Source organism: Streptomyces sp. NPDC028907 (assembly GCF_055564995.1).
The window spans coordinates 729,670-746,024 of record NZ_JBVHVE010000003.1 but is presented as its reverse complement, the minus strand read 5'-3'; the positions used below and the strand labels follow the sequence as shown (position 1 = coordinate 746,024).

At 68.4% G+C, this 16,355-nt stretch carries 13 protein-coding genes; 11 read left to right on the top strand and 2 right to left on the bottom strand.

What is annotated here, in order from left to right; genetic code table 11:
* The first annotated feature begins 119 nt into the window (after positions 1–119).
* From ACZ4UU_RS12645 to ACZ4UU_RS12630, 4 genes are all read left to right on the top strand, one after another.
* Entirely contained in the window at positions 120–803 is a 684-nt protein-coding gene (locus ACZ4UU_RS12645) for a PadR family transcriptional regulator (RefSeq protein WP_468039138.1), read from the top strand.
* Positions 804–847: 44 nt separating this feature from the next.
* Entirely contained in the window at positions 848–1,930 is a 1,083-nt protein-coding gene (locus tag ACZ4UU_RS12640) for an inositol-3-phosphate synthase (RefSeq protein ID WP_384765857.1), read from the top strand.
* A gap of 98 nt (positions 1,931–2,028) precedes the next feature.
* Complete coding sequence (locus ACZ4UU_RS12635; RefSeq protein WP_468039135.1) at positions 2,029–3,306, top strand: MFS transporter; 1,278 nt, start codon at positions 2,029–2,031, stop codon at positions 3,304–3,306.
* Positions 3,307–3,416: 110 nt separating this feature from the next.
* Positions 3,417–3,938, top strand: coding sequence for an LppU/SCO3897 family protein (locus tag ACZ4UU_RS12630; RefSeq protein ID WP_468039133.1), 522 nt, complete (start codon positions 3,417–3,419; stop codon positions 3,936–3,938).
* A gap of 97 nt (positions 3,939–4,035) precedes the next feature.
* Here ACZ4UU_RS12630 and ACZ4UU_RS12625 read toward each other — a convergent pair whose 3' ends face one another.
* On the bottom strand, positions 4,036–5,478 hold the full coding sequence (locus tag ACZ4UU_RS12625) for a CCA tRNA nucleotidyltransferase (RefSeq protein WP_468039131.1): 1,443 nt from the start codon (positions 5,476–5,478) through the stop codon (positions 4,036–4,038).
* 271 nt (positions 5,479–5,749) lie between these two features.
* Between ACZ4UU_RS12625 and ACZ4UU_RS12620 the strand changes: the two genes are divergently transcribed.
* The 7 genes from ACZ4UU_RS12620 to trxA all read left to right on the top strand — a co-directional run bounded on the left by ACZ4UU_RS12620 (position 5,750) and on the right by trxA (position 15,517).
* Positions 5,750–8,158 carry a DUF6049 family protein gene (locus tag ACZ4UU_RS12620; protein ID WP_468039129.1) on the top strand — a complete coding sequence of 803 codons (2,409 nt, stop codon included), beginning with the start codon at positions 5,750–5,752 and terminating at the stop codon, positions 8,156–8,158.
* 45 nt (positions 8,159–8,203) lie between these two features.
* Positions 8,204–10,447, top strand: a complete 2,244-nt coding sequence (murJ, locus tag ACZ4UU_RS12615; RefSeq protein WP_468039128.1) for a murein biosynthesis integral membrane protein MurJ — start codon at positions 8,204–8,206, stop codon at positions 10,445–10,447.
* A gap of 136 nt (positions 10,448–10,583) precedes the next feature.
* Positions 10,584–12,302 (top strand): protein kinase family protein, encoded by a 1,719-nt coding sequence (locus tag ACZ4UU_RS12610; RefSeq protein ID WP_468039126.1) that lies wholly within the window; start codon positions 10,584–10,586, stop codon positions 12,300–12,302.
* Positions 12,303–12,331: 29 nt separating this feature from the next.
* Entirely contained in the window at positions 12,332–13,072 is a 741-nt protein-coding gene (gene sigM, locus ACZ4UU_RS12605; RefSeq protein WP_468039124.1) for an RNA polymerase sigma factor SigM, read from the top strand.
* Positions 13,069–13,992 (top strand): anti-sigma factor family protein, encoded by a 924-nt coding sequence (locus ACZ4UU_RS12600; RefSeq protein ID WP_468039122.1) that lies wholly within the window; start codon positions 13,069–13,071, stop codon positions 13,990–13,992. Before sigM ends, ACZ4UU_RS12600 begins: the two co-directional genes overlap by 4 nt.
* Positions 13,993–14,163: 171 nt before the next feature.
* A complete protein-coding gene (gene trxB / locus ACZ4UU_RS12595) occupies positions 14,164–15,132 on the top strand; it encodes a thioredoxin-disulfide reductase (protein WP_468039120.1) in 969 nt (322 codons plus the stop codon).
* A 52-nt stretch (positions 15,133–15,184) separates the two neighbouring features.
* Positions 15,185–15,517 carry a thioredoxin gene (gene trxA / locus ACZ4UU_RS12590; protein ID WP_030049453.1) on the top strand — a complete coding sequence of 111 codons (333 nt, stop codon included), beginning with the start codon at positions 15,185–15,187 and terminating at the stop codon, positions 15,515–15,517.
* Positions 15,518–15,579: 62 nt separating this feature from the next.
* Here the strand turns inward: trxA and ACZ4UU_RS12585 are convergent, their stop codons facing one another.
* Complete coding sequence (locus tag ACZ4UU_RS12585) at positions 15,580–16,197, bottom strand: GNAT family N-acetyltransferase (RefSeq protein WP_468039118.1); 618 nt, start codon at positions 16,195–16,197, stop codon at positions 15,580–15,582.
* Between the last annotated feature and the right edge of the window lie 158 nt (positions 16,198–16,355).

Sequence of the window (16,355 nt, the reverse complement as noted above, 5' to 3'; positions counted from 1 at the left end):
TGAATCGTTGATGTGATCCCGTTCACCGTTCCCCCACTTGTCGCGCCCGGCAGGCCGTTCTATCGTCTTGATGTATCGAGTCGATACATCAGCGCGAGATATGACGAGGAGGCGAGGGGATGAGCCGACGTTCCGGGATCCTCGAGTTCGCCGTACTCGGACTGCTCCGCGAATCCCCGATGCACGGCTATGAGCTGCGCAAACGACTCAATACGTCGCTGGGCGTGTTCCGTGCGTTCAGCTACGGCACGCTCTATCCCTGCCTCAAGACGCTGGTCGCCAACGGCTGGTTGATCGAGGAACCGGGGAGCACCGCCGAGGACGCCCTCGCCGCACCCCTCGCGGGGCGCCGCGCAAAGATCGTCTACCGGTTGACGGCGGAAGGTAAGGAGCACTTCGAGGAACTGCTCTCGCAGACCGGCCCCGACGCGTACGAGGACGAGCACTTCGCTGCCCGATTTGCCTTCTTCGGACGCACACCACAGGACGTGCGCATGCGCGTGCTGGAGGGCCGCCGCAGCCGGCTGGAGGAGCGCCTGGAGAAGATGAGCGCCTCTCTCGCCCGCACGCGGGAGCGCCTCGACGACTACACGCTTGAGCTCCAGCGCCACGGGATGGAGTCCGTGGAGCGCGAAGTGCGCTGGCTGAACGAGCTCATCGAGAGCGAGCGGGCCGGGCGGGACCTGAAGGGTTCCGCTTCCGGGGGGTCCGCTCAGCAGGACACCACATCTGGAGAGCCGGGCGATCTGCCCCGTCCCGGGGGTACCCCCGGGACGGATTCGCCCGGCGACACCGCCACGTGAGAGCCCAGTCAGGGCCTCACTCGTACACACAGGGAGCAACCGGAATGGGTTCGGTTCGCGTAGCCGTCGTCGGCGTCGGCAACTGCGCCGCGTCGCTGGTTCAGGGAGTCGAGTACTACAAGGACGCCGACCCGGCGTCCAAGGTCCCCGGTCTGATGCATGTGCAGTTCGGCGACTACCACGTCCGTGACGTCGAGTTCGTCGCCGCCTTCGACGTCGACGCGAAGAAGGTCGGCCTCGACCTCGCTGACGCGATCGGCGCCAGCGAGAACAACACCATCAAGATCTGCGACGTGCCGCGCACCGGCGTGACCGTCCAGCGCGGCCACACCCTCGACGGCCTCGGCAAGTACTACCGCGAGACCATCGAGGAGTCCGCCGAGGCCCCGGTCGACGTCGTCCAGATCCTCAAGGACAAGCAGGTCGACGTCCTCGTCTGCTACCTGCCCGTGGGCTCCGAGGACGCGGCGAAGTTCTACGCCCAGTGCGCGATCGACGCCAAGGTCGCTTTCGTCAACGCCCTGCCGGTCTTCATCGCCGGTACGAAGGAGTGGGCGGACAAGTTCACCGAGGCGGGCGTCCCGATCGTCGGCGACGACATCAAGTCCCAGGTCGGCGCCACGATCACGCACCGCGTCATGGCGAAGCTGTTCGAGGACCGCGGCGTCGTCCTGGACCGCACGATGCAGCTGAACGTCGGCGGCAACATGGACTTCAAGAACATGCTCGAGCGCGACCGCCTCGAGTCCAAGAAGATCTCCAAGACGCAGGCCGTCACCTCGCAGATCCCCGATCGTGAGCTCGGCGAGAAGAACGTCCACATCGGCCCGTCCGACTACGTCGCCTGGCTCGACGACCGCAAGTGGGCCTACGTCCGTCTCGAGGGCCGCGCCTTCGGTGACGTCCCGCTGAACCTGGAGTACAAGCTCGAGGTCTGGGACTCCCCGAACTCCGCCGGCGTCATCATCGACGCCCTGCGCGCCGCGAAGATCGCCAAGGACCGCGGCATCGGCGGCCCGATCCTCTCCGCATCCTCGTACTTCATGAAGTCCCCGCCGGTCCAGTACTTCGACGACCAGGCCCGCGAGAACGTCGAGAAGTTCATCAAGGGTGAGGTCGAGCGCTAGGGGCTCCTCAGCGCCGCACAAGAACGCTCCTGCCAGAGCTGCCGAGGGTCCCCGGGTTGTACCGCCCGGGGGCCCTCCCGTATGTGAGGCTGTGCCCCATGTCCGTCGTACGCGACCTGCGGGTCCTGCTGCGCTTCCGGAACTTCCGGCGCCTGCTCGTCGTACGTCTGTTCTCGCAGGGTGCCGACGGCGTCTACCAGACCGCGCTCGCCACCTACGTCGTCTTCTCCCCGGAGAAGCAGACCTCGGCCGCCTCGATCGCGTCCGCGATGGCGGTACTGCTCCTGCCGTACTCCCTGGTGGGCCCGTTCTCCGGCGTCCTCCTGGACCGCTGGCGCCGCCGCCAGGTCCTGCTGTACGGCAGCCTGCTGCGCACGGCACTGGCCTCGGCGACGGCCGCCCTGATCATCACCGGCGTCCCGGACTGGCTCTTCTACGTCTCCGCCCTGTGCGTCACCGCCGTCAACCGCTTCGTCCTGTCCGGCCTGTCCGCCGCACTGCCGCGCGTGGTCGACGAGGAGCGGCTCGTCATCGCCAACTCCCTGTCCCCGACCGCCGGGACGCTCGCGGCAACCGCGGGGGCCGGTCTGGCCTTCGTCGTACGGCTGGTGGTCTGGGACTCCGACGCGGCCGTGGTGCTTCTGGGGGCCGCGCTGTATCTGTGCGCGGGACTGGCGTCACTGCGCATGTCCCGGGAACTGCTGGGGCCTGACCGAGAGTTGGTTCAGCCGCGCCTCGCGACGGCCATTTCCGGCACGGCGAGGGACCTGGTGGCTGGGGTACGCCATCTCGCCACGCCGCCCCGGAGGGAGGCCGTCTGGGCGCTGTTCACGATGACCCTGATGCGCTTCTGCTACGGCGCCCTGCTGGTCATGCTGCTGATGCTCTGCCGCTACGCCTTCTCCTCGAACGCCGACGACGGACTCGCCCTGCTGGGGCTGGCGTTGGCCATCTCTGCCGCCGGGTTCTTCGCGGCGGCCGTGGCGACTCCTTGGGCTGCGGGGCGACTGGGGGCGGGTCTCTGGATCGCCGTGTGTGCGGGGACCGCCGCGATCCTTGTGCCCGCGCTCGGCCTGCCGTTCACCACAACTCCCATGCTGGTGGCGGCATTCGTCCTGGGCCTGACGACGCAGGGAGCGAAGATCTCCACGGACACGATCGTGCAGGCCTCGGTCGAGGACGGCTTCCGTGGCCGGATCTTCTCCGTGTACGACGTGTTCTTCAACGTCTCCTTCGTCGGAGCGGCAGGCGTCGCCGCGCTGATGCTGCCGCCGGACGGCCGCTCTGTGCCGCTCGTGGTCACAGTCGCCGTTATCTACGCGGCAGTTGCTGTGGCTATGGCCCGCTTTGAACACCGACCCGTGTCACATCAATGACACAGAGCCACTCCCGGCCGCTTCGGTGTCAGTGGGGACCGGTAACTTACGTGCGTCTTATTTCCGCGCTTAGTTCGCGCCACGCACCCATGTTCTAGGGGGACCCTCAAGTGACAACTCCGCCGCCCCAGGGCAATCCGTTCGCCCAGGGCCAGAACCCGTACGGCCAGCCGCAGGGCCAGGCACCGTACCCGCCCCAGGGCGGCCACCCGCAGCAGCCGGGCCAGCCCGGGTTCCCCCAGCAGGGCGCGGCGCCTTATGCGCCGGTTCCGCCGCAGCAGCCGCGGCGCAAGGTCAGCTTCAAGACGATCAAGAACGTCGTCATCATCGTGGCTGCCGTGACTGTGGCCATCGGGGGCTACCTGGCCAGCCGGGACGACGCAGAGACGGCGGCGGTCGGTGACTGCATGCACCGCGGCAGCACCAGTTCGACATCCCCGGACCTCGAGGTCGTCGACTGCGGCTCTTCGGAAGCCCAGTACGTTGTGCTGGCCAAGATCGAGGGCTCCTACACCACTGAGCTTTCGGCCAGCAGCAAGTGCGCGAGCGAGGCCAAGGACTTCGAGTACACGTACACACAGAGCAGCAAGAGCAACGACTTCCTGCTGTGCCTGAAGGAGTACAAGAAGTAGGCAGATGCCAGGAGGGGCGGTGTTTCACGTGAAACACCGCCCCTCCTGGCATCCTCGGGGTCATGTTTCACGTGAAACATGACCCCCTTCCACGCTCTCAGCCTTGCTCGGCCCACCACTCCTTGAGCGCCGCGACCGCCTCGTCATGCACCATCGGCCCGTTCTCCAGCCGAAGCTCCAGCATGTGCTTGTAAGCCCGCCCGATGACCGGCCCGGGCCCCACGCCGAGGACCTCCATGATCTGGTTGCCGTCGAGGTCGGGGCGGATGGCGTCCAGTTCCTCCTGCTCCTGGAGCTGAGCGATCCGCGCCTCCAGACCGTCGTACGCACGGGACAGCGCGACCGCCTTGCGCTTGTTGCGGGTGGTGCAGTCCGAGCGGGTCAGCTTGTGGAGGTGGTCGAGCAGCGGGCCGGCGTCACGGACATAGCGGCGAACCGCCGAGTCTGTCCACTCGCCCGTGCCGTAGCCGTGGAAGCGCAGGTGGAGTTCGACCAGACGTGAGACGTCCTTCACCAGCTCGTTGGAGTACTTCAGGGCCGTCATGCGCTTCTTCGTCATCTTCGCGCCGACCACCTCGTGGTGGTGGAACGAGACGCGGCCGTCCTTCTCGAAGCGACGAGTGCGCGGCTTACCGATGTCGTGGAGCAGCGCCGACAGCCGGAGGGTCAGGTCGGGGCCGTTCTCCTCCAGCGCCATCGCCTGCTCCAGGACGATCAGCGTGTGCTCGTAGACGTCCTTGTGGCGGTGGTGCTCGTCGCTCTCCAGACGCAGAGCGGGAAGCTCGGGCAGCACATGGTCGGCGAGGCCGGTGTCGACCAGCAGGGTCAGACCCTTGCGCGGCTGGGCGGAGAGGATCAGTTTGTTCAGCTCGTCCCGCACCCGTTCCGCCGAGACGATCTCGATCCGCCCGGACATCTCCTTCATGGCGGTGACGACCTCGGGACCCACCTCGAAGTCGAGCTGTGCCGCGAAGCGCGCCGCCCGCATCATGCGCAGCGGATCGTCCGAGAAGGACTCCTCAGGAGTGCCCGGCGTGCGCAGCACGCGCTCCGCGAGGTCCTCCAGGCCGCCGTGCGGGTCGATGAACTCCTTCGCCGGCAGTGCCACGGCCATCGCGTTCACCGTGAAGTCCCGCCGGACGAGGTCCTCCTCGATCGAATCGCCGTACGACACCTCGGGCTTGCGCGAGGTCCTGTCGTACGCCTCCGAGCGGTAGGTGGTCACCTCGATCTGGTAGCCATCCTTCTGCGCCCCGACCGTGCCGAAAGCGATACCAACCTCCCACACGGCGTCCGCCCACGGACGCACGATCTTCAACACGTCCTCGGGGCGGGCGTCGGTCGTGAAGTCCAGGTCGTTGCCGAGCCGGCCGAGCAGCGCGTCCCGGACCGACCCGCCGACCAGGGCGAGTGAGAACCCGGCCTCCTGGAAACGGCGGGCGAGATCGTCGGCGACAGGGGCAACCCGCAGCAGTTCACTCACCGCGCGGTGCTGCGCCTGGCTCAGGGCGCTGGGCTTGTCTTCGTTGGCGTTCGGCACAACAGAAGAGGGTACGTGGCCGGGGCGACCTGGAGCGCCTCCATTAAACGTGCACATTCGGCGGTGCGGACAGCTCCGGAGATACGCGTACAAGGCCTGCTCTTGTGACGTACGAAACTGCTCACCTCTATAGGGGCACATACGGGACAGGAGCGACGGTCCGAACCGATCTTGTGGATGAGACCGCGGCACTTCCTCTCAGCGCACATCGTTACCATGCGTGGACGCACATTCCGACGACCACTGACGACGACGAGGGACGGGCGAGCGCGTGGCCGAGGCGGCAGACTTCCAGGGGATGAGTCCCTCACCTGCCCGCCGGTGGATGCGGCGCACCGGAGCATTGCTCGCCGGGGCGCCTCTGCTGGCCGGTCTGCTCCAGCTGCCTGCCGCCGCCCCCACACACGCCGCCGAACAGGGCTCCTTGAAGGCCGCTTCCGGCTCGGGCACGGTGGCCGTCGCCGTGGACTCGCTCACCCCCACCGTTCCCGGTGAGGGCGACACCCTCACGGTGTCCGGCACGGTGACCAACGAAGGCAAGCAGGCGGTCACCGACGCTCAGGTGGACCTGCGCCCGGGGTCGGCCGTGAACACCCGCTCGGCCATCGACACGGTCGCGGGACGCACCGCCTACCAGGAGGGCCTCGACGGGTCCCCGGTGGGCGGCAAATACGTCGAGAAGTTCGCCAAGCTCACTCCCGGCGTCTCCCAGCACTTCAGCATCTCCGTACCGGTCGACAAGCTGGACCTGGGCGCGGACGGTGTCTACGAGTTCGCCGTCTCCCTGTCCGGCGAGACGGCCGCGCGGCCCTGGGACCAGGTGCTCGGCATCCAGCGGACGTTCCTGCCCTGGCAGCCCGACACCGCCGACGCGCAGACCCGGACGACCGTTCTGTGGCCGCTCATGTCCACCTCGCACATGACGGCGCAGACGGGGTCGGACGAGTCGCAGACGCCGGTCTTCCGTGACGACGACCTCGCCAAGGAGATCTCCCCGGGCGGCCGGCTGCAACAGCTCGTGTCGCTGGGCAAGGAACTCGACGTCACCTGGGTGATCGACCCGGACCTGCTGGCCTCGGTGGACGCCATGACGGAGAGCTACCGCGTCCAGGGCGAAGGTGACACGACCAGGCCGGGCACCTATCGGACGGTCGCCACGCAGTGGCTGGCCGAGCTGCAGGACGCGGTGCAGGACAAGGAAGTGGTCGCCCTGCCCTTCGCCGACCCCGACCTGGCGTCCCTGGCGCACAACGGCACCAACGTCACCGGCTCCCTGAACCACCTCAAGGAGGCCACCGACGTCGCCGCAGACACGGTCGACTCCATCCTCCACGTGCAGCCGTCCACCGACTTCGCCTGGCCTGTGAACGGCGCCGTCGACCCGTCCATCGTCAAGGTCGCCACGTCCGCCGGCGCGGACAAGGTGATCGCCCGCAGCGACAGCCTCGTGGAGACCGGCGGCCTGACCTACACACCCTCCGCGGCCCGCCCCATCGGCGGCGGCACGACAGCGGTCGTCGCGGACGCGCGCATGTCGACCGCGTTCCAGGGCGACCTGACGAAGGCGTCGAACTCGACGCTCGCCGTGCAGCGTTTCCTCGCCCTGAGCCTGGCCCTCAACCACCAGACGGACAAACAGCGCAGCATCGTCGTCGCCCCGCAGCGGATGCCCACGACGAGCCAGGCCCAGACGATGGCCGAGGCGGTCACGGCACTCCAGGGCGGCACGTGGACCCAGTCCCAGGACCTCACGGCCGCTGCCACGGCCAAGCCGGACTCCGGCGCCACCACGACGGTGCCGGCGGCGTCCAAGTACCCCTCCTCGCTGCGCAAGCAGCAACTGCCGCGATCGGCCTTCGAGCAGATCGCCACGACGCAGGAAAAGCTCGACAAGTTCAAGGTGATCCTCACCAACAAGTCCCGGGTGGTGACCCCCTTCGGTCGGGCCATGAACCGCGCGATGTCCACGTCGTGGCGCAGCCGCTCAGCGGAGGCCGCGGACTACCGCAATGGCATCGAGGCCTACGTCGACTCGTTGGCCGGACAGGTCACGCTGATCGACAAGTCGGAGACCAAGCTCTCCGGACGCAGCGCCATGATCCCCGTGACCGTGCAGAACAATCTGGTCCAAGGCGTCGACCACCTGGTGCTGCGGCTCACCTCAAAGAGCCCGAGGCGCCTCGAGATCGGCGGCGAGGCCTTCTCCCAACAGCGTGTGGCGGTCTCCGGCGGACACAGCCAGACCGTGAAGTTCACCACGTCGGCACAGGCCAACGGCCAGGCCACAGTCGTCGCCCAGCTGTTCACAGAGGACGGCCAGCCCTACGGCGCACCCGTCACCTTCGACGTGAAGGTCACCGAGTTCACGGCCACCGTGATGCTGGTCATCGGTGGCGGTTTCCTTCTGCTCGTCCTCGCCGGGTTCCGTATGTACACGCAGCGCAAGCGTGCGGCGGCCCGGGCGGCCGAGGAGGAGGGTTCCCAGGAGACGAGCGAGACCGACGGCGATCCGCAGAACCCGGAAGGCCCCGCGGACCGTCTCACGCCCGAGGAACTCCTCAAGGAAGAGTCGGACACCGGTATCCGGGCAGACGCGCCGGAGCAGCCGAGTGACCCTGCACCGGACACCGCAGCGGAAAGCACCGACCCGTCCGGCACGGGTGAGAGAGTGGACCGTTGAGCGATGTCGTGGCCGGTGGGCCCGGGACGATGAGGTGGGGTAACCATGAACGCGCCGTACGACGGTGACCGCGGCCAGCCCGCGGGCCCCTCGGGGCACCCCGAGGGCCCGCCGCCCGAGCACGGCCAGGTACCGCCGCAGCACCCCGCGGACATGTACCTCCAGGACGCCTACGACCAGGACCCCTACCGGGCCCAGGACCTCTCCGCCCAGGACCCGGTCGCCGAGGCGCTGTACGACCGCGCCGCCCACCCGCCGCCCCCGCCGGGCACCTACCAGCCACCCCAGGCGCTGTACGCCCAGCCACCCCAGTCGCCGTACGCCCCCGACCCGCACGTGTGGGCGCAGACCCCGGCGCCCGAGCCGGAGGGCCCGACCCAGTACCTGCCGTACGGCGACGATCACCGTACGACCCAGTACGTGGGTGTCGACGACCTCGTCACGCACTCCACCGAGGAACGTCCCGAGCACGACGCCTTCGCACACCTCTTCCGGGACCAGCAACAGGGCGGTCATCCGCAGTACCAGCCGCCCGTGGTCCCGGGGCCGTCCCCGGCACCGACCGCGGGCCCGTACCAGGGAGCTCCGCCGCCTGCCGCGGCCGAGAGCAGCCCGCCGGCGCCCGCTCCTGCCGCCGCGCCCGCCGCCGCGAAGAAGGGTGGGCGGGCCGGCGGTCTGCTGAAGTCGAGCGCCGTGATGGCCGCGGGCACGATGGTGTCCCGCCTCACCGGCTTCGTCCGGTCCATGATGATCGTCTCGGCGCTGGGCCTCGGCCTGCTCGGCGACTCGTTCCAGGTCGCCTACCAGCTGCCGACGATGATCTACATCCTGACCGTCGGCGGCGGCCTCAACTCGGTCTTCGTTCCGCAGCTGGTACGCGCCATGAAGGACGACGAGGACGGCGGCGAGGCCTACGCGAACCGTCTGCTGACCCTGGTCATGGTGGCGCTCGCCACCCTCACCGCACTCGCGATGGTCGGCGCACCACTCCTCGTCAAGGCCCTGTCGACCCCCGTCGCCAACGACCCCGCCGCCAACGAGGTCGCCATCACCTTCACCCGCTACTTCCTGCCCTCGATCTTCTTCATGGGCGTCCACGTGGTGATGGGCCAGATCCTCAACGCCCGCGGCAAGTTCGGCGCGATGATGTGGACACCGGTCCTGAACAACATCGTCATCATCGTGACACTCGGGATGTTCCTCTGGGTGTACGGCACCGCGGAGCGCTCCGGCATGGCCGTCACCAACATCCCGCCGGAGGGTCAGCGCCTCCTCGGCATCGGCGTACTGCTCGGCCTGGTCGTCCAGGCCCTGGCGATGATCCCCTACCTGCGCGAGACGGGTTTCCGGCTGCGGCTGCGCTTCGACTGGAAGGGCCACGGTCTCGGCAAGGCGGCGATGCTCGCGAAGTGGACGATCCTGTTCGTCCTCGCCAACCAGGCGGGCGCCCTCGTGGTCACCCAGCTGTCCACCGCCGCAGGAGTCGACTCCGACGTCGACGGAACCGGCTTCGCCGCCTACGCCAACGCCCAGCTGATCTGGGGTCTGCCACAGGCCATCATCACCGTTTCTCTGATGGCCGCCCTGTTGCCGCGCCTGTCGCGCTCGGCGGCCGAGGGTGACAGCGGCGCCGTCCGGGACGACATCTCCCAGGGGCTGCGGACGACGGCGGTCGCGATCGTCCCCATCGCCTTCGGATTCCTGGCCCTCGGCATCCCGATGTGCACCCTGATGTTCGGCACCTCGGGCGCGAGCGAGGCCACGAACATGGGCTTCATGCTGATGGCCTTCGGCCTCGGCCTGATCCCGTACTCCGTGCAGTACGTGGTCCTGCGCGCCTTCTACGCCTACGAGGACACCCGGACCCCCTTCTACAACACGGTCATCGTGGCCGCCGTCAACGCCGCCGCCTCCGCCCTCTGCTACTTCGTCATCCCGGCCCGCTGGGCCGTCGTCGGCATGGCCGCCTCGTACGGACTGGCCTACGCGATCGGTGTCGGCGTGGCCTGGAGCCGACTGCGCAAGAAGCTCGGCGGCGACCTCGACGGTGCCCGCGTGATGCGGACGTACGCCAGGCTCTGCATCGCATCGGTGCCGGCGGCGCTGCTGAGCGGTGCGGCCTGCTACGGCATCGCCCAAAGCCTGGGGCAGGGCGTTCTCGGCTCCTTCGCCGCCCTGCTGGCCGGCGGAGCCGTGCTGCTCGGGATCTTCTTCGTCGCCGCACGCCGGATGCGGATCGAGGAACTGAACTCACTGGTCGGCATGGTGCGCGGACGCCTGGGTCGCTGAGGCGGGGGTACGCGCACAACCATCGTCCGCCATCGTGTGTCGTGCATAGCGGCGGACTGTGGGCACAATTGGTTCGGCGTCGGACGGCGCGCACGGAGTCTGACGGCGCGCAATGGATGGGGAGGCAGGAACGACGGTGGCGGAACGGAGCACGGCTGCCGTCGACGTGGCAGACAACAGCGGCGACGAGCCGCTGACCGCTCAGGCGGACCAGTCCACGGCCGACGGGGTGGCCAAGAATCGGGAGCGGGACACGGACATCGACGAGGCACAGGGGAGTGGCGGGACCGAGGGTCCCGGAAAGGCCTCACCGCCCGAACTGCACAGCGGTCACAAACTCGCCAGACGCTACCGCCTCGAGGAGTGCGTCACCCGTCTGGACGGTTTCAGCAGCTGGCGTGCGGTCGACGAGAAGCTCCGTCGCGCCGTCGGCGTCCACATCCTGCCCGCGGACCACGCACGGGCCCGGTCCGTCCTGGCCTCGGCCCGCTCCTCCGCGCTTCTCGGCGACCCCCGCTTCGTCCAGGTCCTCGACGCCGTCGAGGAGAACGACCTCGTCTACGTCGTCCACGAGTGGCTCCCCGACGCCACCGAGATGAGCACCCTGCTCGCCGCGGGCCCACTGGAGGTCTACGACGCCTACCAGATGGTCACCCAGGTGTCCGCGGCCATGGCCGCCGCCCACCGCGAGGGCCTGGCCCATCTCCGGCTCAACCCGAACGCCGTGCTGCGCACGTCGACCGGCCAGTGGCGCATCAGGGGTCTCGCGGTGAACGCCGCGCTGCGCGGCATCAGCTCCGACACCCCGCAGCGCACCGACACGGAGGCCATCGGCGCCCTGCTGTACGCCGCGCTCACCCAGCGCTGGCCGTACGAGAGCGACGCCTACGGCCTGTCCGGGCTGCCGAAGGACGTCGGTCTGATCGCCCCCGACCAGGTGCGTGCCGGCGTCCACCGCGGCCTGTCGGAGCTCGCCATGCGCGCGCTGGTCAACGACGGCGCGACGGCGTCCCGCCATGAGTCCGCGTGCACGACGCCGGAGGAACTGGTGAAGGCGATCGGCGAGATGCCCCGCATCCGCCCGCCGGAGCCCGCTTTCACGGCCCCGCCGGACTATCAGCGCACGACGTACCAGCAGGGCAACTACGGCCGCCAGCCGTCGCACCCTGGCGCCACCCAGCCCGTACCGACCCCGCCGCCTCCGCTGCAGAGCCGCACGGGCAAGGCACTGAAGTGGGCCGTCTCGGCCCTCCTCATCGCCGCCCTGGGCCTTGGCAGCTGGCAGCTCGCGGACGCGCTCATGGACCAGGGCGGCAAGTCCGAGGACAGCAACCAGACGCAGACCACGGACGACAATGACAAGGGCAGCGGCAAGGCCAAGCCGGTCAAGCCGATAGAGATTCAGAACGCCCAGGAGTTCGTCGCCAAGGGCGGGGCCCAGGCGCCGGAGGATGTAGGCAAGACGTACGACGGCAACAGCTCGACGTACTGGCGCAGCAAGAGCTTCGTCGACGGTCCTGACATGAACCCCGCCTACAAGCCTGGTGTCGGCATCGTCTACGACCTCGGCTCGGCTCAGACAGTGTCGGCCGCTTCGATAGGGCTGCTGTACCCCGGCGATCACACGACCGTCTCCCTGTACGCCTCGGACTCCCTGACGCCCTCGTCGTTGGACTCGATGGAAAAGATCGGCACCGTCACAACGAGCGGCACCAGTGCGACGGTGAAGGTCACCAAGCCGGCGAAGACCCAGTACGTTCTCGTATGGCTCACCGCCATGCCCCATGCGGACGGGGACCAGTACAGCGACGCCGGATTCAAGCAGGCCATCACCGACCTGAAGTTCACCGGCTAGAACTGACCGATCCAAGGGGAGGGGGTCCGATGACAGATGGTGCCGCTCAGCGCGACGTGAGCGACCAGGATCTCCTGGCCCTCCATGTGAAGGGCGATCCCGACGCCTTCGGTGAGCTCGTGCGGCGGCATCGGGATCGGCTCTGGGCGGTGGCGTTGCGGACGCTGGGCGACCGCGAGGAGGCCGCTGATGCCGTCCAGGACGCCCTTGTTTCCGCCTACCGGGCCGCCCACACCTTCAGGGGCCAGTCCGCCGTCACGACGTGGCTGCACCGGATCACCGTGAACGCCTGCCTGGACCGTGCCCGCAAGGCGGCCTCCCGCAAGACCTCCCCCGTCGACGACACCGAGCGCCTGGAGCAGTTGCTGGAGCCCCACGAGGAGGCATCCGCTCCGGCAGAGCGCAACGATCTGCACCGCCAGCTCCTGGAGGCGCTCGGCACCCTGCCCCCGGACCAGCGAGCGGCGCTCGTCCTGGTGGACATGCAGGGCTACCCGGTCGCCGAAGCGGCCCGCGTACTCGATGTGCCCACCGGCACGATCAAGAGCCGATGCGCACGCGGCAGAGCCAGACTCCTGCCTCTGCTCACGCATCTGAGGCCCGAAAGCGCCAGTGGCGGCAAGGACTCGGATGAGAGGCGGAACCGGACGCAGGGGACATCCGTCCCACCGGCAGCGGATCCACAGGCCACCAGGCCACCGGTCACGGATCCGCGAGATACCGGGCCAAGTGATTCAGCTGCAGTGAAGGGCGGAGGTGGGCGAGCGTGACAGCCACGACGGACACGGCCGGGCACCCGGACGTCGCCGAGATCTCCGACCTCACCGAGGGCCTTCTCTCCCCGTCCCGGACTGCCGACGTACAGCGGCATCTGGAGCAGTGCGAGCTGTGCGCGGACGTCTACGCCTCGCTGGAGGAGATCCGGGACCTGCTGGGGGTCGTGCCCGGCCCTCCGCGTATGCCCGCGGATGTCGCAGGCCGCATCGACGCCGCTCTCGCCGCAGAGGCACTCTTGAACGCTACGGCGCCCGATGACACCGCAGCGGCACCCCGCGCCAGGGAGACCCTCCCGGTCTCCGGTGCACACGACAGCGCGCATGTTTCACGTGAAACATCGGCCACGGCAGACCGTCCGGTGGGCCACGCCCGCTCCTCCACCGCCGGCCCCGGCCGCAAGAATCGCAAGAAGGCAGGGCGACGCAAGGTCGCCTTCCTCAGCGCCGCGTTCACGGCCGCCGCCCTGGGCCTCGGCTCGGTATTGCTGACCTCACTGATGGGCGGAGGGGCGGGCCCCACCGCCGACGGCGGGCAGACCGCCACCGACACGTTCTCCGCAGCGAAGCTGGAGACGCAGGTCGCCGATCTCCTCGCCAAGAACGAGAGCTCCCCAGGGAGCTCCCAGAAGCCGGACCGCAGTCTGGGTACGCAAGGCGGACCCGACACCAAGAGCCCTCAGATCCTGCGTGAGATCACGGTGCCCGAATGCGTCAGGAAGGGCATCGGCCGCGACGACCTGGCGCTCGCCACCGAGGAAGGTGTCTACAAGGGCAAGGACGCTCTCCTCGTCGTGTTGCCACATGCGACCAACGACAGTCGAGTCACCGTCTACGTGATGGACGCGACCTGTGTGAGGCACCCGTCCTCCACCAAGGCCAAGATCCTTCTGCAGGAGTCCTACGCGCGTTCCTGAGGACCCGGTGGTATCGCCTCCGTCTGGCCTGGCAACCCCTACGGTGTGGCGTCACCGTGTGCCCGGACACAGTGGGAATGCGCGCCCCTTAGGATCCGTTGGGTGGGATGAGAGTTCTGAAAGGGACTCTCCCCGGTCCGACGACGCAGTCCAGAGACGAGGAATCAAGCTGTGAGCGACGTCCGTAACGTGATCATCATCGGCTCCGGGCCCGCCGGCTACACGGCGGCGCTCTACACCGCGCGCGCGTCGCTGAAGCCGCTTGTGTTCGAGGGGGCCGTCACCGCCGGCGGTGCGCTCATGAACACGACCGAGGTGGAGAACTTCCCGGGCTTCCAGGACGGCATCATGGGCCCCGAACTCATGGACAACATGCGCTCCCAGGCCGAGCGCTTCGGAGCCGAGCTCGTCCCGGACGACATCGTCAACGTCGACCTGAGGGGTGAGATCAAGACCGTCACGGACACCGCGGGCACGGTCCACCGGGCCAAGGCCGTCATCGTCGCCACCGGCTCGCAGCACCGCAAGCTCGGTCTGCCGAACGAGGACGCTCTGTCCGGTCGCGGCGTCTCGTGGTGCGCCACCTGTGACGGCTTCTTCTTCAAGGACCAGGACATCGCCGTGATCGGCGGCGGCGACACCGCGATGGAGGAGGCCACCTTCCTCTCGCGCTTCGCCAAGTCGGTGACCATCGTCCACCGGCGTGACACTCTGCGCGCCTCGAAGGCGATGCAGGACCGTGCCTTCGCCGACCCGAAGATCAAGTTCGTCTGGGACAGCGAGGTCGCCGAGGTCCAGGGCGACCAGAAGCTCGCCGGCCTGAAGCTGCGCAACATCAAGACCGGTGAACTCTCGGACCTGGCGGTCACCGGCCTGTTCATCGCGATCGGCCATGACCCGCGCACCGAGCTGTTCAAGGGCCAGCTGGAGCTGGACGAGGAGGGCTACCTCAAGGTCGACGCCCCCTCCACCCGCACCAACCTGACCGGTGTCTTCGGCGCCGGTGACGTGGTCGACCACACCTACCGCCAGGCGATCACCGCCGCCGGTACCGGCTGCTCCGCCGCTCTCGACGCCGAACGCTTCCTCGCCGCCCTCGCGGACGAGGAGCAGGCCGAGCCCGAGAAGACCGCTGTCTGACCCCCGCCTCACCCCCATCCGCCCCACGCACCACACAGTTAAGGAGCCCGCCGTGGCCGGCACCCTGAAGAACGTGACCGACGACTCCTTCGAGCAGGACGTCCTCAAGAGCGACAAGCCCGTCCTGGTGGACTTCTGGGCCGCCTGGTGCGGCCCCTGCCGCCAGATTGCGCCGTCCCTCGAGGCCATCGCCTCCGAGTACGGCGACAAGATCGAGGTCGTCAAGCTGAACATCGACGAGAACCCGGGTACGGCCGCCAAGTACGGCGTCATGTCCATCCCGACGCTGAACGTCTACCAGAACGGCGAGGTCGCCAAGACCATCGTCGGCGCGAAGCCGAAGGCCGCGATCGTCCGCGACCTCGAGGACTTCATCGCCGAGTGACGTTTCACGTGAAACACGAATGGGCCAACCCGAGAGGGTTGGCCCATTCGCTTTTGGACGGCTTAGAGCGGCCTCAACGCCGGTTCCTTCTGTACGGCCCCCAGCAACCGGTCGATCGCCATCTCCACGTCCTCCTTCCACGACAGCGTCGTCCGCAGTTCCAGCCGCAGACGCGGGAAGGTCGGGTGAGGGCGCACCGTCTTGAAGCCCACGGCCAGAAGATGGTCGGCAGGCAGCACACACGCCGGCTCTTTCCAGCGCGCGTCCCCGAACGCCTCGATCGCCTTGAAGCCCCGCCGCAGCAGATCCTTGGCGACCGTCTGGACCACCACCCGGCCCAGTCCCTGCCCCTGGTAGCCCGGCATGATGAACGCGGTCATCAACTGCACCGCGTCCGGCGACACGGGGCTCGTGGGGAACGCTGTCGCTCGTGGCACATAAGCCGGCGGAGCGTAGAGCACAAAGCCCACGGGCACGTCGTCGACGTAGACGACACGACCGCAGGATCCCCAGTCCAGCAGGACGGCGGAGATCCAGGCTTCCTTCTCCAGAGCGGCGGTTCCGGCCTTTACCGCGGCTTCACCGCTGACCGGGTCCAACTCCCAGAAGACGCACGCGCGGCAGCGCTTGGGAAGGTCCGGAAGGTTGTCCAGCGTGAGCGGTACGAGCCGACGCCCCATGAAGGCTGTTCCTCGCTTCCCTCGCCCGCGGCATCGCGGGCGGCTGTCAAGGCGCTCCGTTCCTTGAGCAGGCTGCCGACGAAGCCGCCGACCGCGCCCAGCCCAAGACCCGCGCTCACCAGTCCGGTGCGGCTCACCGTTCGCATGGACCCCGCCTC